Annotated in this window: 21 protein-coding genes; 11 read left to right on the top strand and 10 right to left on the bottom strand. The window is 42.1% G+C overall.

Annotated elements, in window-relative coordinates:
• Nucleotides 1-153 precede the first annotated feature (153 nt).
• The 3 genes from N1I80_RS03995 to mutY form a co-directional block, all read right to left on the bottom strand.
• Complete coding sequence (locus tag N1I80_RS03995) at nucleotides 154-366, bottom strand: gamma-type small acid-soluble spore protein (protein WP_340736667.1); 213 nt, start codon at nucleotides 364-366, stop codon at nucleotides 154-156.
• A gap of 64 nt (nucleotides 367-430) precedes the next feature.
• Complete coding sequence (gene fabL, locus N1I80_RS03990) at nucleotides 431-1,177, bottom strand: enoyl-[acyl-carrier-protein] reductase FabL (protein ID WP_340736666.1); 747 nt, start codon at nucleotides 1,175-1,177, stop codon at nucleotides 431-433.
• Nucleotides 1,178-1,180: 3 nt separating this feature from the next.
• A complete protein-coding gene (gene mutY, locus N1I80_RS03985; RefSeq protein ID WP_340736665.1) occupies nucleotides 1,181-2,239 on the bottom strand; it encodes an A/G-specific adenine glycosylase in 1,059 nt (352 codons plus the stop codon).
• Between the two features lie 111 nt (nucleotides 2,240-2,350).
• Here mutY and N1I80_RS03980 point away from each other — a divergent pair, with 111 nt between their 5' ends.
• Nucleotides 2,351-3,334: a metal-dependent hydrolase gene (locus N1I80_RS03980; RefSeq protein WP_340736664.1), complete on the top strand. Its 984-nt coding sequence runs from the start codon at nucleotides 2,351-2,353 to the stop codon at nucleotides 3,332-3,334.
• A 29-nt stretch (nucleotides 3,335-3,363) separates the two neighbouring features.
• On the opposite strand, the gene N1I80_RS03975 is transcribed toward N1I80_RS03980, so the two are convergent.
• Nucleotides 3,364-3,696: a YfhH family protein gene (locus N1I80_RS03975; RefSeq protein WP_340736663.1), complete on the bottom strand. Its 333-nt coding sequence runs from the start codon at nucleotides 3,694-3,696 to the stop codon at nucleotides 3,364-3,366.
• Nucleotides 3,686-4,498 carry a recombination regulator RecX gene (recX, locus tag N1I80_RS03970; protein WP_340736662.1) on the bottom strand — a complete coding sequence of 271 codons (813 nt, stop codon included), beginning with the start codon at nucleotides 4,496-4,498 and terminating at the stop codon, nucleotides 3,686-3,688. The genes N1I80_RS03975 and recX overlap by 11 nt, the downstream gene beginning before the upstream one ends.
• 96 nt (nucleotides 4,499-4,594) lie before the next feature.
• On the opposite strand from recX, the gene N1I80_RS03965 reads away from it, so the two are divergent.
• Both N1I80_RS03965 and N1I80_RS03960 read left to right on the top strand, forming a co-directional pair.
• The gene (locus N1I80_RS03965; protein WP_340736661.1) at nucleotides 4,595-5,503 is read left to right on the top strand and encodes a TIGR01777 family oxidoreductase; all 909 of its coding nucleotides are present in this window, start codon (nucleotides 4,595-4,597) and stop codon (nucleotides 5,501-5,503) included.
• Between the two features lie 48 nt (nucleotides 5,504-5,551).
• Complete coding sequence (locus N1I80_RS03960; RefSeq protein WP_340736660.1) at nucleotides 5,552-6,355, top strand: polysaccharide deacetylase family protein; 804 nt, start codon at nucleotides 5,552-5,554, stop codon at nucleotides 6,353-6,355.
• A 29-nt stretch (nucleotides 6,356-6,384) separates the two neighbouring features.
• Here N1I80_RS03960 and N1I80_RS03955 read toward each other — a convergent pair whose 3' ends face one another.
• Nucleotides 6,385-7,563 (bottom strand): MFS transporter, encoded by a 1,179-nt coding sequence (locus N1I80_RS03955; RefSeq protein ID WP_340736659.1) that lies wholly within the window; start codon nucleotides 7,561-7,563, stop codon nucleotides 6,385-6,387.
• 432 nt (nucleotides 7,564-7,995) lie between these two features.
• Here N1I80_RS03955 and N1I80_RS03950 point away from each other — a divergent pair, with 432 nt between their 5' ends.
• The 3 genes from N1I80_RS03950 to N1I80_RS03940 all read left to right on the top strand — a co-directional run bounded on the left by N1I80_RS03950 (nucleotide 7,996) and on the right by N1I80_RS03940 (nucleotide 11,952).
• A complete protein-coding gene (locus tag N1I80_RS03950) occupies nucleotides 7,996-8,172 on the top strand; it encodes an SE1561 family protein (RefSeq protein ID WP_340736658.1) in 177 nt (58 codons plus the stop codon).
• Nucleotides 8,173-8,192: 20 nt separating this feature from the next.
• Nucleotides 8,193-9,731, top strand: a complete 1,539-nt coding sequence (locus N1I80_RS03945) for a fumarate hydratase (RefSeq protein WP_340736657.1) — start codon at nucleotides 8,193-8,195, stop codon at nucleotides 9,729-9,731.
• Nucleotides 9,732-10,047: 316 nt separating this feature from the next.
• The gene (locus tag N1I80_RS03940; RefSeq protein WP_340736656.1) at nucleotides 10,048-11,952 is read left to right on the top strand and encodes a heavy metal translocating P-type ATPase; all 1,905 of its coding nucleotides are present in this window, start codon (nucleotides 10,048-10,050) and stop codon (nucleotides 11,950-11,952) included.
• A 73-nt stretch (nucleotides 11,953-12,025) separates the two neighbouring features.
• Here the strand turns inward: N1I80_RS03940 and N1I80_RS03935 are convergent, their stop codons facing one another.
• The gene (locus N1I80_RS03935) at nucleotides 12,026-12,907 is read right to left on the bottom strand and encodes a YihY/virulence factor BrkB family protein (RefSeq protein ID WP_445683686.1); all 882 of its coding nucleotides are present in this window, start codon (nucleotides 12,905-12,907) and stop codon (nucleotides 12,026-12,028) included.
• Nucleotides 12,908-13,044: 137 nt separating this feature from the next.
• A complete protein-coding gene (locus N1I80_RS03930) occupies nucleotides 13,045-13,401 on the bottom strand; it encodes a YtxH domain-containing protein (protein WP_340736654.1) in 357 nt (118 codons plus the stop codon).
• 227 nt (nucleotides 13,402-13,628) lie between these two features.
• On the opposite strand from N1I80_RS03930, the gene N1I80_RS03925 reads away from it, so the two are divergent.
• Nucleotides 13,629-14,999, top strand: a complete 1,371-nt coding sequence (locus N1I80_RS03925; protein WP_340736653.1) for an alanine/glycine:cation symporter family protein — start codon at nucleotides 13,629-13,631, stop codon at nucleotides 14,997-14,999.
• A 196-nt stretch (nucleotides 15,000-15,195) separates the two neighbouring features.
• Nucleotides 15,196-15,417 (top strand): DUF1128 domain-containing protein, encoded by a 222-nt coding sequence (locus N1I80_RS03920; RefSeq protein WP_340736652.1) that lies wholly within the window; start codon nucleotides 15,196-15,198, stop codon nucleotides 15,415-15,417.
• Nucleotides 15,418-15,671: 254 nt separating this feature from the next.
• Here N1I80_RS03920 and motB read toward each other — a convergent pair whose 3' ends face one another.
• Both motB and motA read right to left on the bottom strand, forming a co-directional pair.
• On the bottom strand, nucleotides 15,672-16,430 hold the full coding sequence (gene motB, locus N1I80_RS03915) for a flagellar motor protein MotB (protein WP_340736651.1): 759 nt from the start codon (nucleotides 16,428-16,430) through the stop codon (nucleotides 15,672-15,674).
• Nucleotides 16,414-17,232 carry a flagellar motor stator protein MotA gene (gene motA, locus N1I80_RS03910; protein ID WP_340736650.1) on the bottom strand — a complete coding sequence of 273 codons (819 nt, stop codon included), beginning with the start codon at nucleotides 17,230-17,232 and terminating at the stop codon, nucleotides 16,414-16,416. The genes motB and motA overlap by 17 nt, the downstream gene beginning before the upstream one ends.
• A gap of 186 nt (nucleotides 17,233-17,418) precedes the next feature.
• On the opposite strand from motA, the gene N1I80_RS03905 reads away from it, so the two are divergent.
• The 3 genes from N1I80_RS03905 to N1I80_RS03895 all read left to right on the top strand — a co-directional run bounded on the left by N1I80_RS03905 (nucleotide 17,419) and on the right by N1I80_RS03895 (nucleotide 19,555).
• Nucleotides 17,419-18,651 carry an aminopeptidase gene (locus N1I80_RS03905; RefSeq protein WP_340736649.1) on the top strand — a complete coding sequence of 411 codons (1,233 nt, stop codon included), beginning with the start codon at nucleotides 17,419-17,421 and terminating at the stop codon, nucleotides 18,649-18,651.
• A gap of 108 nt (nucleotides 18,652-18,759) precedes the next feature.
• Nucleotides 18,760-18,900, top strand: a complete 141-nt coding sequence (locus N1I80_RS03900; RefSeq protein WP_340736648.1) for a hypothetical protein — start codon at nucleotides 18,760-18,762, stop codon at nucleotides 18,898-18,900.
• 79 nt (nucleotides 18,901-18,979) lie between these two features.
• Nucleotides 18,980-19,555, top strand: a complete 576-nt coding sequence (locus N1I80_RS03895) for a beta-class carbonic anhydrase (RefSeq protein WP_340736647.1) — start codon at nucleotides 18,980-18,982, stop codon at nucleotides 19,553-19,555.
• Nucleotides 19,556-19,609: the final 54 nt, after the last annotated feature.

Below are 19,609 nucleotides of genomic sequence, written 5' to 3'. Positions count from 1 at the left end.
TTTAGTTGCCGGAAAATTTCGAAGCTCTCATTATTTCATCATTATACCAACAGAACAGCGAAATTTGAAATCTTATAATCCTTTTTTCTTATTTATGTATAAAGAAAACCGACAGAAGCGGTAAGCTCCTGTCGGCCGGTGATGTCCATCCACTTATTTCGTGCCGTTTTCAAAGCGATTCGCGCGCGGACCGGAAGCATTTTTCTTGTTTGCTTCAGATTGCTGGTTTTGTTTGCGAACTTCGTTTACATCCGTCTCGGATCCAAACTCTTCAGCCATTGGGTTAAATGTTTGACCTTGCTGTGATAGCTGATTTTGTTTTTTTACTTTGTTCGCATTCGTTTGACTCGGGTTGTTGTTTGGCAATGGATTTTCACCTCCGTACTACTAACATGTGCACGAAGTTCCTTTTCTATCCCTTTGGAATATTTTACAACAAAACAGAGCGGCCACCATCGACGATAATCGTCTGTCCACGGATCATATCTGCACCATCTGAAATAAGGAACATAGCTGTTTTCACCATATCTTCAATTTCGACCATACGACCTGCAGGCGTATTTTTACGCGCATCTTCTAGTAACTCCTCGCGATTCGGGAAATGCTTCAATGCTTCTGTATCAAGTGCTCCTCCTGATACCGTGTTCACTGCAATGCCCATCGGAGCAAGTTCAACTGCCAGATAGCGAGTAATCGATTCAATCGCCGCTTTCGAAACACCGACTGTCGTATAGTTTTCAAGGTAGCGAATCGAGCCGAGTGAACTGACGCCAAGAATTTTGCCGCCTTTATCCATCAACTTAGCTGCTTCCTGTGCGCCGAATAACATCGCCTTCGCGTTAATATTCATCGTCCAATCCCAGTGCGATTCTTCTAACTCCATCACAGGACGTAACACGCCTGATGCTGCATTTGATACAAAAACATCTAAGCGTCCAAATTCCTCTTTCACTTGCTCAAACATGACACGTAGTTTAGCAACATCGCCAACATTGGCACGAATCATAATTGCTTTTCTGCCTAGCGCTTCAATTTCCTTCACTGTTTCTTCTGCGGCAGACTTACTGCGGGCATAGTTCACAACGATATCATACCCTTGCTTCGCCAGCTCAATTGCTAGCGCCTTCCCTAACCCTCTTGAGCTCCCAGTTACCATCGCCACTTTTTGATTTGCCATTATCTATTCCCCCTGTTTAATTTCTTCCCATATTTTTAAAACTGGCACAGGCTTCGGCAACGCTTCGACCTCTTGCTTCGTAAAAAATTGGTAGCCTTCCGGAATTGTATCCGCCTCTGCCATTCGTGCCTTAAAGCTTGTCATTTCCCACGTAATATGAGAAAAAATATGCTTAAATGCCAGTAGTTCAACAAAGCCTTTTAACTCAATCCCAAATTGTTCTTGTACTTTTTCTGACAGCGTCTGGCCATCCAATCGCTCAATCATCGGAAACTCCCATAAGCCTGCCAGCAAGCCTTTCGCAGGTCTCTGTCTTAACAACCATTCCCCTCGCTCATTCTGTATCGCGAATGATGTCACTGGAATCACTTTCATCGTTGTCTTCTTCGTTTTAACAGGCAACTCTTCCTGCCTGCCCTCATGAAAAGCGGAACAAAAATCACGCACCGGACATAGTAGACATTTCGGCTTCGGTGTACAAATCGTCGCCCCAAGCTCCATCAATCCTTGATTGAATGAAGAAGGATCTTCCTTGTCAATCAGATCCATCACGACAACCTCGAAAATCTTTTTCGTGCGCGGAATCGCAATATCCTCTTCTATAAGAAGCAGTCTCGACATGACACGCATGACATTGCCATCGACAGCATGCTCCGGCACGCCATAAGCAATACTAAGCACTGCGCCAGCTGTATAAGGCCCTACACCTTTCAGCGTCGAAATTTCTTTGCGCGTGTCCGGTACTTCCCCGCCATAACTTGCAACAACTTCTCGGACTCCCGCCTGCAAGTTTCTTGCGCGTGAATAATATCCAAGACCTTCCCACATTTTCAATAAATCATTTTCATCTGCCTCCGCAAGTACTTCCATCGTCGGAAAGCTATCGATGAACCGCTCGTAATAAGGGATTACTGTATCGACTCTTGTTTGTTGCAGCATAACCTCAGAAACCCAAATATAATAAGGGTCTGAAGTATTACGCCACGGCAAGTCCCTTTTTTCACGTCTATACCAGGATAGAAGGGATTCGCGAAATTCGTCTTTTTTCTTTATTATTTGCATGTTTTCCTCCATATCACATATGCTTACAGTTAATCGGAAAAGGGTATATACTTATAAATAGCAACGTACTTTTATGCCTGCCGCTCATTCTCAGGCTTAAGGAGTGATCACTTGGATACTGGAACACATATTGTTATGGGCATTGCACTTGGCGGTCTAGCGCTGGCAGATCCAGTCGTTTCGACAAATCCAGCTACACTGAGCGCCGTCGTTACTGGAGTTATCGTCGGCTCGCTCATCCCAGACGTCGATACCATTTTAAAGCTGAGAAACAATGCCGTCTATATACGGCATCATCGCGGGATTACACATTCAATCCCCGCTGTTTTACTATGGCCGCTTATTATCACTATATTATTATCCTTTATAGTACCTGAAGCAAACTTCATCCATCTATGGGCTTGGACATTTCTTGCCGTTTTTCTGCATGTCTTCGTCGATATTTTTAATTCGTACGGTACACAGGCATTGCGACCCTTTTCAAACAAATGGGTCGCAATCGGGGTCATCAATACATTCGACCCGATTATTTTCACCTTACATGCCATCGCCATCATTATTTGGGGAATCGGCGCTAATCCAGTCTATACAATTTTGACGACCTACGTGGTCATCTTCTTTTATTACCTACTGCGATTTGCCATTAAATCCGCAGTGAAAAAAGCCGTCCACAATACCGTTCCCGATGCGACGGAAATTATTATTGCACCGACGATGCGCTTTTTTCAATGGCGAATAGCCGCCTCTTCAGAAACAGTCCATTATGTAGGACGCGCTTACGGAAGGTCCGTTAATATTTATGACCGATTTGAACGAGTGCCTATGCCAAAATCACCTGAAATCGACGTGGCTATGAGTGATAAAAATATTGAAGCATTTACATCATTCTCTCCGATTTATCGCTGGTCCGTCACAAATGTTGGTGACTTATGTGAAGTACGTCTCATCGACCTGCGCTACCGCAGCAAAGGGTATTATCCATTTGTCGCAGTTGCCCATGTCGATAAAGAGCTCAACATCGTCAACTCCTATACCGGGTGGATTTTCTCTGAGGACAAGCTTCGAAAGAAGTTGAACTTCGCGCCCAACTCATAAGAAAAGGCTATAGAAAACATAGCCTTTTCTTATTTTCCTTCTTTAACGTTCTTCAACATCGCGATCGGCAATGCCTCCATTGCACGTTCGCCGCCTAAACGATAGCCCCAAGCAAATCGGCCTTTTAAGTAATCCACATGGAAAAAGACTCCCTCATCACCATCGATACGGTAGATTTCATCCTTAACAATCGTCGCTGGGTCAATTAAATACGATTGTGCCATAACAGCTTTACGTTGATGCACCGCATACTCATTCACCATGCCAAGTTGCTCAGCTTTGCGCGCCTTTTCCATAATCTTGCCGATTTCTGTCCGCAACTCATGCTCTGTCATCTGACTATATTTTTTGTCATTCTCCATCTTCCTCATTCTCCTTTTTCTCAATAAATGCGTCGATTCGATCGAATGGAATACCCTTTTGGTACATCGCCTGCTTCACTCGATTATGTAAATTACGTCCACTGAACTTTGAACTATAACGTCGCCAGGCCTTCTCTCCGATTGACTCTGTGATGCCTGTCCATTCAGCATCTTCCCTATCGAAGTCAACATTTTCTAGCGCTTGTTTAATAATATCAAATGAATAGCCTTTGCGTAGCAAGGCATTTTGGATTTTTTGTTTCAATTGTGCGGGAGCTACAGAACGATTGGCATTTGCCGCCTTTTCTGCAAGCTTCGTTGCAATTTGCAGCTGTTCGTCTTCTGAATACGATTCAAGCACTTTATCTTGCAACTCCTTCCCTATACCTTTTTTATGCATCTCCTGCTGGATAGCCCGTGGACCTTTACTCGATGAGTTTTTCTGCGTTTGAAGAAGTGCTTCTGAAAAGGTTTCATCATTCAAGAAACCAAGTTCCTTCAATTTAACAATCGCTTCACTTACAATCGCTTCTCCATAGTCAAGATCTAGCAGTTTCTTCTTCACTTCAAATTCGCTACGCATTCTAAAGCCGAGATAATGGAGCGCTCGATTGAACGCCTTGCGAATTTCATCTTCATAAACCATATCATCAATGGACCAGTCTTCTAGCACCATCCCTTTAGTTAAACCAAATTTAACAAGTACAGACTCATGCACACTATAAGCATACTTTTCATCGAGAAAAATATTGTATCGTTCGTTATCTTTTTTCTGTTGTGTTATCTTCGTAATGATAGGCATTTTTCACATAACCCCCTACTCTCTATCAGTATACATGTTCTTGCGTTCAGGTTCAGCTTAATAGGGTATAGAATACTACTTGGAGGTGTTGGAAGTATGAAGATTGTTATTGCAGGCGGTTCAGGTTTTATCGGACAGAAATTGACCAATTTTTTTGTGGATGAAGGGCATGACGTTATTATTTTGTCGAGGAAAGAGAAAAAAGGGACTGGTAACATCCGTTACGTCCAATGGCTTCAAGAAGGCGCAACGCCAGAATTAGCCATTAACACAGCAGACGCTTTCATCAACCTTGCCGGTGTGTCCATCAATGCTGGACGCTGGAACGTCGAACATCAACGACAAATTTACGACAGTCGAATGACTGCTACAGATGAATTATTGCGCATCATCTCTGCCTTACAAACCAAGCCTTCTGTTCTTATTAATGCCAGTGCAATTGGTATCTATCCCGCTGCGGAAAATACGGTTTATACAGAAGATAACACGGCTATCGCCAATGACTTCCTTGCACAAACTGTAGCGGACTGGGAAAAGAAAGCGACTTTAGTAGCCTCTGAAGGAGCGCGTGCTGTCTTTATGCGTTTTGGTGTTGTACTTGGTAAAGGTGATGGAGCCTTGCCACCCATGGTATTGCCTTATAAATTATTTGCCGGTGGTAAAGTAGGTTCTGGTAGACAATGGTTGTCTTGGATCCATATAGATGATGTCGTTCAAGCCATTGCCTTTGCTATCACTAACGAAAACTTACAAGGTCCCGTCAATACGACAGCACCATTCCCACAACGAATGGACGATTTCGGCAAAACAATCGGCTCCGTCTTACACCGACCCCATTGGTTCCCCGTTCCCGGGCTCGTCATGAAGCTCGCACTTGGCAAAAAAAGTACACTCGTTCTAGAAGGGCAGCATGTCTTACCAAAAAAATTACTCGACAATGGTTTTGACTTCAAGTTTCCTACTCTTGAATCGGCGTTACGACATATCCTACTCGAAGACGTATAACTTGTTAACTTGCGCACATCCTACCCCAAAAGGAAGGTGCGTTTTTTTATGATTAAACGACATGGTATCGGAATTTTACTCGCTGCTTTCATCGCCATGACAGGATTCGTGTTAAATCCGTTTTCTACTGTGGCCGAAGAATTTCACTGGGGGTTTAAAAAAGCAACAGACGGCGTTCCACCGAATGCGGGTGCAGCACTCGATTCAATGCTCGACAAATATGGCGCGATTTACAAAGGTAAGCCTGACGAAAAAATTGCCTATTTGACGTTCGATAACGGCTACGAAAATGGTTACACGGAAAGTATTTTAGACACGTTGAAAAAGGAAGATGCCCCCGCAACCTTTTTTCTCACAGGACATTATTTAAAAAGTGCCACACCACTTGTCAAAAGAATGATTGAGGAGGGTCATGGCATCGGCAATCATACCTATGGTCACCCGAATTTGACGACTCTATCCAACAAAGGAATGGAGGACGATTGGAAAAAGTTTGACAAGCTGTTAAACGAACTAACCGGCATAAAACGTACAGTCTACACGAGACCACCCGCTGGTGTATTTAATGACAACGTACTAGCTAAAGGAAACGAGCTTGGCTACCGTCATATTTTCTGGTCAGTCGCTTTCATCGACTGGTATGCCGATAAGCCGCGTGGACGTGATTTTGCATACAATGAATTAATGACTCAGCTCCACCCAGGCGCCATTATTTTAATGCATACAGTATCACCTGATAATGCACAAGCATTGCCTGACTTTATACGTGACGCAAAAAAAGCCGGTTACTCTTTCCGCTCACTCGATGATTTGGTATTGGAATATGAAAATATCCACTCGATTTTAAGATGATAAAAGCGTCCGACTTTGGACGCTTTTTCTTATGCCATTGTACGATTAGATTTTATTTTCCCCATTAGCGATACAAAAAACAGCAGCCCTAAAAACATTGAAATGAGCAATAAAAAGCTAAAGCTTGCTTCCATTTCAAGAAACAGGCCACCTAGAAACGGTCCCGTCAGGCTACCTACACTAAAAAAGATACCGCATAGCAAATTTCCTGTTGGCAACAGCTGCTTCGGTGTCAATTCAGACATATATGAAATACCTAGTGAATAAATCGAACCAACAAATAAACCTGCTATGAAAAACATCGACATGACGGCAAGCGAAGAAGTCTCGACCATACTTGCAACGAAGAACGATACTGTACCTCCTCCAAGTGCAATCAAAAAAACTGGGCGCCTGCCAATCTTATCGGATAGCACCCCGAGAGGTAATTGTGAAACCATACCACCAAAGGAAAAGGAAACAAGAATCAATGATACAGCTGTCAAACTGATGCCACTTCTAAGCGCGTACACCGGATACATCGCATTGAGCGATGATTCTAAAAAGCCATAACCAAATGGACCGAGAAATGCGAGCCAGGCAACAGCAATCGTTGCTTTGAAACGCGTGAAAAACCGTTCCTCCACCGCCTTCCCTTTTATCACATCCGGGAATTCATTTTTCAATCTAAAAACAAGCGACCACGCAAGCATGCAAAGAATTCCTGATACGATGAAGGGCAGCCCTTCAAAGACATTGACCAATGGTACAAACAGCGGACCTACCGCGAATCCCGTACCAAACGACAAACCGTAAATCGCAACATTACGTCCCAGTCGCTGCTGAGATGAAAAACTCGTAATCCACGTCTGTGTAGAAAAATGTAATGCATGATCCCCGATGCCTATCAGTAATCTTAATATGTACCAAAACACAACGCTCTTCCATAACGGAAACAGCAGTAACGAGCTGAAAACAAGTATCCCACCACCAATAATAATTGGCTTATAGCCAAAACGTCGTAAAGGCGCTTCCATGAACGGGGATACAAGAAGTGTTCCTATGTATAAGCCTGTTGCATTCAATCCGTTCAACGCACTCGACACACCATCACGCTCGAAGATAGCTGAAATAAGCGGCAACAACATCCCCTGTGAAAATCCCGAGATTGACACGATAATGACCAGTATCCAAAACCGTTTCTTCTCTACTTGCGAAAAAGTATCCATAGCTCTAACACTCCCTATTACGCTAATCCTTGTATGATTTTAGCATATAGGAACGGTGAAGCCATGCTATTGAAATTAAATAAGGCCCAGTCCATATCTGATGATCAGATTACGGCTGGGCCTTTACGTATGAATTGAACCTTCATTATCATTTTCCATTAACATAAGTCGTAGTCGTCTCTCGGCATCTAGCCGGCGGACATTTACGAATCCCCTCCTTCTCAACAAGATTCGATTCGCTCCTACTCTACGCCCTCCCTTTCGTTTGATTATATGTATCATAGCACTTAATTTATCAATTGTAAAGATTCAGTTAAGTTTTTTCGTTAATTAATTCTAAAGTTATAGGATATCTCGGTGCTAATCGCTACAGCAAGTTGAAAAATCCTCTTTTTTCGTTTACGATTATAGTAATGAAAAGAGGTGTACGGATTGGATAATACACAAGATAATAACCATGTTGATGGACTGAAAACACGCTTCCATCAATTCCTTGAAACCCTTGACACAATTGAACCTGAAACAGCAGATTTACAAGAAATCGATCGACTCATCAGTATGATTGACGACCTTGAAGAACAAGTCGAAAAGATAAAGTCAACTAACTGATTATATAGGGGGAACTGAGCATGTACATAGAACAATTCGAAAAAAGTATGTATGACCTCATTTGTGAAACTTCAACAAATCTTCCAAAGGATGTACGCCGGAAAATCCTTGCAGCGCGACAGAAGGAAGATGCAGGGACCCGCGCAGCAATGAGCCTTGATACAATTGCTCAAAACATCAATATGGCCGATGAAAAAATGTCTCCAATCTGTCAGGATACAGGCATGCCAACATTCAAAATCAAGACACCCGTTGGCGTGAATCAGCTTGAAATCAAAGCAGCCATCAAGCGTGCAATGGTTCAAGCGACAAAAGAAACGAAACTGCGCCCGAATGCCGTTGATTCTTTAACAGGCGATAACAGCGGTGACAACCTCGGTGAAGGTGTTCCCGTCATGAAATTTGAACAATGGGAGCAAGACCACATCGAAGTAAAACTCATCCTTAAAGGCGGAGGCTGTGAAAATAAAAACATCCAATACAGCCTACCGACTGAGCTAGAAGGCCTTGGGCGTGCTGGACGTGATCTTGACGGTATTCGTAAATGCGTTTTACATTCTGTTTACCAAGCACAAGGACAGGGCTGTTCCGCTGGTTTCATCGGCGTTGGAATCGGTGGCGACCGTGCTTCTGGCTATGATTTGGCAAAAGAACAATTATTCCGTTCGGTAGACGATGTGAATCCAGATGCTCAATTAGCAGAGCTTGAAGCCTATATTTTAGAGTCTGCCAACAAACTTGGTATTGGAACAATGGGCTTCGGCGGCGAAGCAACCCTTCTTGGTTGTAAAGTAGGTGTCATGCACCGTCTTCCAGCAAGCTTCTTCGTTTCTGTAGCTTATAACTGCTGGGCATATCGTAGAATGGCAATCGATATCAATGCCACAACAGGTGAAATTACAAACTGGCATTATAACGAAGGTGAAAAAATCGCCTTCACTCAACAGGACACTCAGGAAGAAGTACAGCAATCCGCTCGTACGGTAGAGCTAACAGCACCTATTTCCGAAGAACAAATTCGCGACTTGAAGGTCGGCGATGTTGTTAAAATTTCTGGTCGTATGTTCACGGGTCGTGATGCGATTCATAAGCATCTATCCGAAAATGAGGCACCTGTCGATTTAAATGGACACATCATTTACCATTGTGGACCTGTCGTTGCGAAAATGGCAGACGGTGGCTATGAAATTAAAGCAGCTGGTCCAACAACTTCCATTCGTGAAGAGCCTTACCAAGGCGATATTATGAAGAGATTTGGTATCCGTGCGGTTATTGGTAAAGGCGGCATGGGTCCTAAAACGCTTGCTGCACTTGAAGAACACGGTGGCGTCTATCTAAACGCAATTGGCGGAGCAGCACAATATTATGCCGATTGTATCAAAGCCGTTGAAGGCGTTGACCTGCTTCAATTCGGTATCCCTGAAGCGATGTGGCATTTACGAGTCGAAGATTTTACAGCAGTCGTCACAATGGACTCACACGGCAACAGCTTACACGCTGATGTTGATAAATCATCACTTGAAAAACTAGCACAATTTAAAGAGAAAGTATTTAGCTAAATTCGTAGTATCCCCTGTACCGGAAATGATTCCGATACAGGGGATTTTTTTGCTTGGCTCACAAGTACGCATCGTCCCCAAGTGAATTCATAGCCCCACCAATCCTGTAATTGCAACTCCTCCCCATTCCATCCAAATTTCATATCACAAGCTAATTTGTAACACTCTTCCTGTCGACATGCTATACTATAAACAATAATAATTATTACTTTGTAATTCATATCAATTAGTCGGTTCCCTAACAAGGGAGCCGACTTTTGTACTTTATATAGGGTTATGAATTTGATAATCATTATCAATTAAGGAGGATATTCACATGACTATTATCAATGAAGAACAGCAAAACACATCAATTAATTGGGGAGAACATCTCGAGCTCATTGCCGCGATTAGTTCCGGCATCTTGATTGGCACAGCCTGGTTGATAAGTAACAATGAAACAAACACCTTTTCAGTTGCCCTTTACATCATCGCCTTTTTAATTGGCGGATTTGCCAAAGCGAAGGAAGGTATCGAAGAAACAATCAAAAATAAAGAATTGAATGTCGAAATGCTCATGGTTTTCGCCGCGCTCGGCTCTGCCATTATCGGCTACTGGGCTGAAGGAGCCATCCTTATTTTCATCTTCGCAATTAGCGGTGCACTTGAAACGTATACGTTGAATAAAAGCCATAAAGAAATTTCGGCACTCATGGAGTTGCAGCCCGAAGAAGCTTGGCTGATTCAACAAGACGGAACAGAAATCAAAGTACCAACTGCTTCACTAAGGGTCGGATCCACTCTCCTCGTAAAGCCTGGCGAACGGATTCCCGTTGATGGTGCCATCATTTACGGCACGACATCTATCGATATGTCCGCCATTAATGGCGAATCGATTCCTGTTACAAAAGAAGTGGGTGACGAATTATTTGCAGGTACAGTCAATTTAAGTGGAGCCATCCAAATAGAGATGACTAAGCCGAGCTCTGAAACACTTTTCCAAAAAATTATTACACTCGTTCAAAGCGCACAAAGTGAAAAATCACCATCCCAGCAATTCATCGAAAAATTCGAAGGGACGTACGTCAAAGGTGTTATCATTACCGTGCTCATCATGATGGTCCTCCCCCACTACCTATTTGGCTGGGATTGGACTACGACGATTTACCGTGCCATCGTCCTACTCGTTGTTGCGTCTCCCTGTGCCCTAGTTGCCTCCATCATGCCAGCAACACTCGCAGCGGTCTCTAACGCAGCTAAACGAGGCGTACTATTCAAAGGTGGCGTGCATCTTGAGCATCTTGGTTCCATCAAAACAATTGCTTTCGACAAAACAGGAACACTCACCAATGGCAAGCCTGTTGTTACTGACTTCCTAGTTCGCGATGGTATAGATTCGGATGAGGCACTCGCACTGCTTGCAAGCATCGAATCCCAATCGAATCATCCACTTGCTGTCGCCATTACAAATTATGCGGTCGATCAAGCCATACCATTAACGCATAACCTTCAAATCGAAGATGTCCCAGGTCATGGTATCCGAGCATTCACAGACATCAGTGAATATCTTGTAGGTAATCCTCGTTTTGTTGGCTATCAATTAGCACAAGAATTTCAACAGGGTCACGCCTTGACACTAGCAGATGAAGGTAAAACTGTTATCTTCATGAAAGATGACAAAGGTATCGTCGCTGCTGCAGCCTTACAAGATACATTACGTTCTGAAGCCGTTCAGGCTATCAAAGATTTGAAAAATGCTGGTATCTTCACAATTATGCTAACAGGTGATAACGAGAAAACAGCTGCTGCTATCGCCAAAGAGGCCGGACTCGATTCTTACGTCGCTGAATGTTTACCTGAAACAAAAGTCGACCATCTAAAACGACTCCTCACTGACTATAAAACGGTCGCCATGGTTGGAGACGGTATCAATGATGCTCCAGCACTTGCAACCGCAACATCTGGAATTGCAATGGGCGAAGGGACGGATGTCGCACTCGAAACTGCGGATATCGTCCTTATGCAAAACGACTTAACACGCATCGCTTATGCCATTAAATTATCACGCAAAATGCAGCGGATTGTGAAGCAGAATGTTGTCTTATCTATCACGGTTATCTCGGCGCTCATCGTATCCAATTTCCTACAAGTCGTTGATCTGCCCATCGGTGTTATCGGCCACGAAGGCAGTACAATTCTTGTCATATTAAACGGATTGCGAATGCTAAACCGAATTGATTAAGTTCCATCTATACTTCCATTGTTTTAACCAAATAAAAAGCAATGCAGCATGTTACATGACTGCATTGCTTTTTTTATTTGGTTGTTTTCGCTAGTCCACGCTCTAGCATCACAGCATTTAGTTGCCCACCGAGAATAAGAATAATTGCTGAAAAATAGAGCCACATCATCAGAACAATAATTGCCCCGATACTCCCATACGTATTTGAGAAATTGCCAAAGCTACTGACGTAAAATGAAAAAATAAGAGAAGTAAGTATCCAGCCAATCGTTGCAAAAAGTGTTCCAGGAATAACACTTTTCCAACGTAATTTTAAATTGGGCACAATCCAATAAATAATAAAAAACACGAAGAAAATTAGCACCGGGGGTATGCTCCAACGTAAACTACTCCACAAGCTTGAAAAGTCTTCTTCCATTCCAATAAATGAAAAGACAATAATCCCGATTTGTTGCCCAAACACCGGTAAAACCAGTGCAACAAGTAATGTGGCTATTAACAAAATGGTAAAGACAAGTGACATTGCACGCGTAACGATAAATGAACGTGTCTCCGCTGTATAATATGATAAATTCAGCGCTTTTGTAAGAGCATTCATTCCTTTCGAAGCTGACCATACTGTCGCAAGCGCGCCTGCTGATAGTAAACCACCATTTCTATTCGCAAGAATCTCAGTCAACGTATCCTCAATTAGCATAGCAACACTTTCTGGAGCATAATCTCGAATAAACAAAAAGATCTGTGCCTCATCAACAATATTTAAAAAAGGTAATAACGTAAATAAGAAGATCAATAGAGGAAACAAAGACAATAGAAAAAAGAAGGCCAACTGTGAGCCTAAGCCCGTTACATCGACTTTCTTTATCCGAACAAGTAGCTCTTTTAAAAATCCTTCCATCGTCGTAACATCGAACTTTTCATGATTTTCTTCTCTTATATCATCATAAAATTTCATAATGGCAGTTTCACCTGCCAAACGATCAATTTCATTCCTAACTTTACCTTTTTTCTTAGCTGGAGTTAAACGTTCTTTCTCTTCCATACCGTTATCACTCCCTTCAAAACTTATTACTTTTACATGCCTAAGCCTACTTACTCTGATTTTTCGCTAACAATTGCTTTATATTCATCTTTTGACTCAACAAATGTATCCTTCGTATCCATCACAAGTTCCTTTACTTGCGGCGTCAACGTCCTTAACTCTTCAACCTGCGCTTTAATGTATGAAGCATCCCCTGCTAACTGTTCGTAAAGCGTTTGAACTTTTTCAGTTTTTTCTTGTATTTTAAATTTAAGTACATCTTGATTTTTCGAATAAAAACGTACTTCCGATATTAGTTTCTTCGACCTTTTTGTCATTTGCTCACGTGTTCCACTGTCAAGCATACTAACACCAGCACCGATAAATGCACCCAAAATGATAAATTTGCCAAGTTTACTTTCACTCACACTAAAACCTCCAATTCCTTACTAATTCGCATATATTATTATACCCCTGACGGAAGAAAAACAAACAATATTAATAATTCCGAAAAAACACTTGACGAAAGCTCAAAACTTTCGGAATATTAATAATAGATCTACCCAATTGATAAGCTGAAGGGAGGCGATTATAACAAAGGTCTTAGACTCAATTTTAGTTAACGCACTGCCAAACTCACAAAGGGGGTAAGGGAATGGATGCATTACAAGGTTTTTTAGATAAGATTGGTGGAGTTATTTGGGGACCGCCACTTCTTATCCTACTCGTTGGAACAGGGATTTTCTTAACAGCTAGACTCGCATTTATTCAAGTACGACTTTTACCGTATTCATTAAAGCAGGTTTTTTCAAAGAATCATGATAAAAAAGCAGACGGGGATATTTCACAATTTCAGGCACTTATGACAGCTATGGCCGCAACTGTTGGGGTCGGGAATATTGTTGGGGTTGCGACTGCCGTAGTCATGGGGGGACCAGGAGCAGTTTTCTGGATGTGGCTAGCAGGATTTTTCGGTATGGCAACAAAATATGGGGAAGCCATTCTAGCAGTTAAATACCGTGTAAAAGACTCTCAAGGTCAAATGGCCGGCGGACCAATGTATTATCTCGAGCATGGATTGAAACAAAAATGGCTCGGGGTCCTTTTTGCTCTTTTCGGCGCCATTGCAGCATTTGGCATTGGGAACGGGACACAAGCAAAAGCAGTTGCCGATGTCATGAAACTTACTTTCGATGTTCCACACTGGGCTACGGGTATTGGACTCCTTATTTTTGGAGCACTCGTTATTCTTGGTGGTATTAAATCAATTGGAAGAGTGACAGCATTTTTCGTTCCGATTATGGCACTTTTCTATTTTATCGCAGGTGCGATTGTCGTTATCATGAATTTCGAACTTGTTCCTGCTGCATTTGGATTGATTTTCTCAGATGCATTTAGCGGACAGGCGCTAGCAGGCGGTGCAATTGGTACCGTTATACGCTTCGGAGTTGCTCGTGGCCTATTCTCCAATGAGGCGGGTCTTGGATCCGCACCAATCGCTGCAGCTGCCGCCAAAACAGACCTACCCGGTAGGCAAGCACTCATTTCCATGACACAGGTATTTTTCGATACGCTTATTATTTGTTCGATTACAGGTGTAACGATTGTTATGTCTAATCAGTGGAAAGATACTTCTATTTCAGCAGGTGATCTAACAGCTGCTGCATTCGGTACTTTCCTAGGAGACGCTGGACCATTCATCGTGGCAATTGGCCTGATTTTCTTTGCCTCTTCTACAATTTTAGGTTGGAGCTATTACGGCGAAAAATGTTTCCAATACTTGGTGCCGAATCAAAAATTCGTAATCCTTTACCGGGTTGCATTTGTTTTATTTATCTTCGTAGGAGCTACAGCAACACTCGACATCGTATGGTCATTCGCTGACGTCATGAATGGACTCATGGCCATTCCAAACTTAATCGGTCTCCTAGGCTTGTCTGGTGTTATTGTATATGAAACAAAACGCTTCCAAGTAAAAATGAAAGAAGAGGAAGCAGCAAAGAAAGAAGCTAAAAGAACTGCTTAACTTTAACTTGAATCAGCAAATACATTTGCTGATTCAAGTTAAGCCTCCGGCGGATGTCAAGGATTTTGAGGGGAGTTAATTGTGCTATGCACAATTCAAAATCCCGACGCAATTACGCCGAGGCGCAATTGATGTTGACACTACGTTAGATTAATGAAATGATTAATGCCAAGCAAATGAAAGGTGGGCAACTGTCATGGATTTAACACAACCAACACCAGAAAACGTCATGTACATGATTGAACAAATTAAAGAAAAGCTTCGTATGGTTAACGTAGATGCAATGAAAGCAGAGAATTTCAGCACTTCACAATATGAAGATTTGCACTATATGTACGAAATGGTTATGAAGCGCGACACAATTACACCAAATGAAATGCAAGCCATCGTGGCGGAACTAGGCTCGTTGAGGAAATAGGTCATCAATAGTTAGATATATAAGTTGAATTAATTTTTCTCCAGCCGATTGGAGTGAAGAGCGGCGACTCCAGCGGGAACAGCGCGAGCTGAAGACCCCGCTGGAACGCAGTGACGAGGAGGCTGAAGCCGTGCCCGCGGAAAGCGTCCGCTCGTAACGGAAATCGGCGGGTAGTCGGATTATTTAATTCAAAGTATATAGAAAAAAATTCACCAGTAGACTTTCCTATTGGTGAATTTTTTTATCGTTTACTATTATTCAAATGACGTTCCATCTTTGAGGACAAGTGGTTGAATAAGTACTTCTACCCGACGATTTTGATCGCGACCCTCTGCTGTATCATTTGATGCAACTGGTTGATTTTCACCATAAGCCTTCGTGCTAAAGAGTAACGGGTCAATATTTTCATTTTGAATAAGTATTTCTAAGAAATTTACTGCCCGAATTGCACTCAGTTCCCAGTTTGATTGAAACTCGGCATTGCGTATCGGAACATTATCAGTATGCCCACCTATTACAATCTGACGGGGTGGATCAAAGACAAGCAGTTCAGTAAGGTCACCAGCAATCGACTTGTACTCCTCACGTATCGTCGCTTTCCCCGTACTAAACAGAATACTATCTCTGATTGTAATAAGCAGTCCCTCATCCGTCAATTTTGTTTTAAATTGATTTTCCAATTCATTTACTGCGATATATTCATCCAAACTCTCTTGAATTTCACCGAGTGACTTTTGATCTTCCAAATAAGATGTATTTTCCTCATTGGTGCCTACTGAATCTTTAGGTATAGGAACAGCTGTAGGTGCAGCATGATCCATCATACCATGTCCACCATCAAATATTTGATTGAAAACCGATGATATCTGATTGAGTTTCGACTCGTCTATTGTACTGGATGCAAAAAGTACCACGAAAAGTGCGAAAAGAAGCGTCAGAAGGTCGGCGTATGGCAAAAGCCAGGATTCATCAACTCCGTGTTCTTCTTTTTTCTTCTTACGTCTCTTCGGCAAACGAGCTCTCTCCCTTCTTACCATCATCATTTTTAGCCGCTAGTTTCAGACGCTCGTCAGCTGATAAATAAGAAGATAGTTTCTGTTCAATCACACGTGGTGCCTCCCCTTCAAGCACAGAGAGAATTCCTTCAATCATCATCATTTTTTGGCGAACTTCATCTGCCGATTTACGTTTCAACTTATTGGCAAAAGGGTGCCAAAGAACGTACCCTGTAAAAATCCCAAGTAATGTAGCTACGAATGCTGCTGAAATGGCAGTACCTAACTTTTCAATATCAGTTAAATCCCCCAGCGCAGCAATAAGTCCTACTACAGCCCCTAGAACCCCGAGTGTCGGCGCATATGTACCTGCTTGCGAAAAGATCAACGCACCAGCCGCATGGCGATCCTCCATTGCATCTACTTCTTCGCTAAGAACATCACGGATATAATCTGCGTTTTGTCCATCAATCGCTAAGCCAAGACCATTTTTTAAAAATGGGTCTTTAATATCGTCCGTCTTTGCTTCAAGCGATAGTAGCCCCTCACGACGTGCAACATCTGCCCACCCCGAGAACATGCGAATGATATTTGCATCTGATGCAAGTTTTTGCTCTTTAAAGATTATACCAAATAGCTTCGGTACACGTTTCAATTCATTCGTAGGAAAAGCGATAACGACCGATGCAATTGTCCCTGCAATGATGATAAGAATAGCCGCCGTGTTCAGTAAACTCGTAAGTGCAACACCTTTCATAACCATTCCAATCAATAATGCGACAAGTCCAAGTACAAGCCCTAAAACCGTTGATAAATCCATAGGTTGAACCTCCAAAAATTCCATTCTTCTTCTTATTTCGGCATCTTTCTTAATTTCTTTAGGAACAAGGATAGAAAAAATATGGTGATTTTAACAAACTGCCACAATTCACTTCGTATTTTGACGTTGCAGGCTTCAACAGTATCTTGGTATTATTATAAATAGTAAGGAAAGGAGCAATCATTCATGTCAACTTTTGAACAACAATTGTCAAGCTACGCTGAGCTTGCAGTAAATGTGGGGGTTAATATTCAACCAAACCAATATCTTTATATTAGTGCTTCAACTGAAGCAACTGAGTTCGTCCGTGTCATCACAGAAAAAGCTTATAATGCAGGAGCTCGCCAAGTATTTGTAGATTGGGCCGATGATGTCGTTTCCCGTTTACGTTATGAAAAAGCACCAGCTGACTCTTTTGCTGAATTTCCGGAATGGAAAGTGATGGAACGCGAACAACTTGCAGAGAAGGGTGCAGCATTTATGAGCATCATTTCCCAAAGCCCAGATCTTTTGAATGGAATTGATCCTTCACGCATCGCCGATTCTCAAAAAGCAACTGGTCAAGCACTTGATAAGTACCGTCAATACGTTCAGTCTGACAAAATTAGCTGGACAGTTATTGCATCACCGTCCGAAGCATGGGCTGCCAAAGTGTTCCCAGAACTTCCCACAGGTGACCAAGTGCCCGCACTATGGGATGCTATTTTCAAAGCTGTCCGTGCAGACCAAGAAGATCCAATTCAATCTTGGGTTGAACATGACAACAACTTACACGCAAAAGTCGACTATTTGAATAACAAACGCTTCCGTAAACTGCATTACACAGCGCCAGGTACAGATTTAACAGTCGAGTTACCTGAAGGCCATTTATGGTGTGGCGCAGGCAGTGTCAATGAAAAAGGACATACATTCATGGCAAATATGCCAACTGAGGAGGTCTTCACGGTTCCTTTGAAAACAGGCGTCAATGGCTATGTATCCAGCACAAAACCATTAAGCTATGGTGGCAACATCATCGATAACTTCAAAATTACATTTACAAATGGACGTGTAACAGATGTTTCAGCTGAGCAGGGAGAAGAGGTATTAAAGCGACTTATCGATACAGACGAAGGGGCGAAACATCTTGGAGAAGTCGCACTCGTTCCACATGCTTCGCCTATTTCACAATCTGGGTTGCTCTTCTATAATACATTGTTCGACGAAAATGCATCAAATCACTTCGCTCTTGGCAGTGCTTACGCATTTTGTATCGAGGGTGGCAAGAAGATGTCCCGTGAGGAGCTTGAACAGCATGGCTTGAACCAAAGTATCACACATGTTGACTTTATGATTGGGTCTGAGGAAATGGATATTGATGGAGTTTTCGATGATGGATCTACTGAACCAGTATTCCGTGCAGGTAATTGGGGCTTCTAAAAAACTTCACAATTCATGACATATTTTTATTTACCCCTTAAAAAATACAACTTTATACTGTATAATGAAAGCCAAGGCTAACTATCATTATAGAGAGGGGTCTTATACATGGGCTTAATGTTCACAACAGTCATCGGTTTCATGGTCTGTCTTGGTATTTCCGGATTATTTATTATGAGAAGTCTCCAAACAGTTTTCATTGCTTCCGATTCTGAAACAATTGATCCGAAACCAGAAAATAAATTTTAAGAGTTGCCGCCTGGCAACTCTTTTCTTTTTACATATATATCTGTATTATAAGACTTATTAAAAAAACTGGAGGCTTACTATGACAATTCTCTCTACAATTCTGGAGTTTAACGAAACATTCGTCAGCGAGAAACAATATGAACAGTATGCAACAACAAAATTTCCTGATAAGCATATCGTAATTTTGACTTGTATGGACACACGGTTAATTGAATTGTTACCTAAAGCGATGAACTTAAAGAATGGTGATGCCAAAATTATTAAAAGTGCTGGCGCGATTGTCAATCATCCATTCGGCAGTGTTATGAGGAGTTTACTGTTAGCCATCTATGAATTACAGGCTGACGAAGTATTTATCATTGGACATCATGATTGTGGTATGAGCTCTACGAATACAGATCATATTATCGGTCAAATGGTGGACCGAGGTATTGACAAAAGTCTGTTCAAAACTTTACAATACTCTGGCGTCAATATGAAAGATTGGCTTCATGGGTTTAGTGATGTAACAGAAAGTGTCAAAATGAGTGTTGATCTTACTCGAAATCATCCTTTGATGGATGTAAATGTTCCAATCCACGGACTAGTAGCTCATCCTGATACTGGGAAACTCGATATTATTGTCAATGGATACGATTTTGTAACTAAGAAATGATTGACTTATTTCCTGGGAAATAGACAAAAGCCGATGCCCTTTTACAGGTATCGG

This window comes from Sporosarcina sp. FSL K6-3457 (genome assembly GCF_038007285.1).
Taxonomy (GTDB): Bacteria; Bacillota; Bacilli; order Bacillales_A; family Planococcaceae; genus Sporosarcina.
Note: the sequence above shows the minus strand (reverse complement) of the source record. Positions and strands in the feature narration are given on the sequence as shown.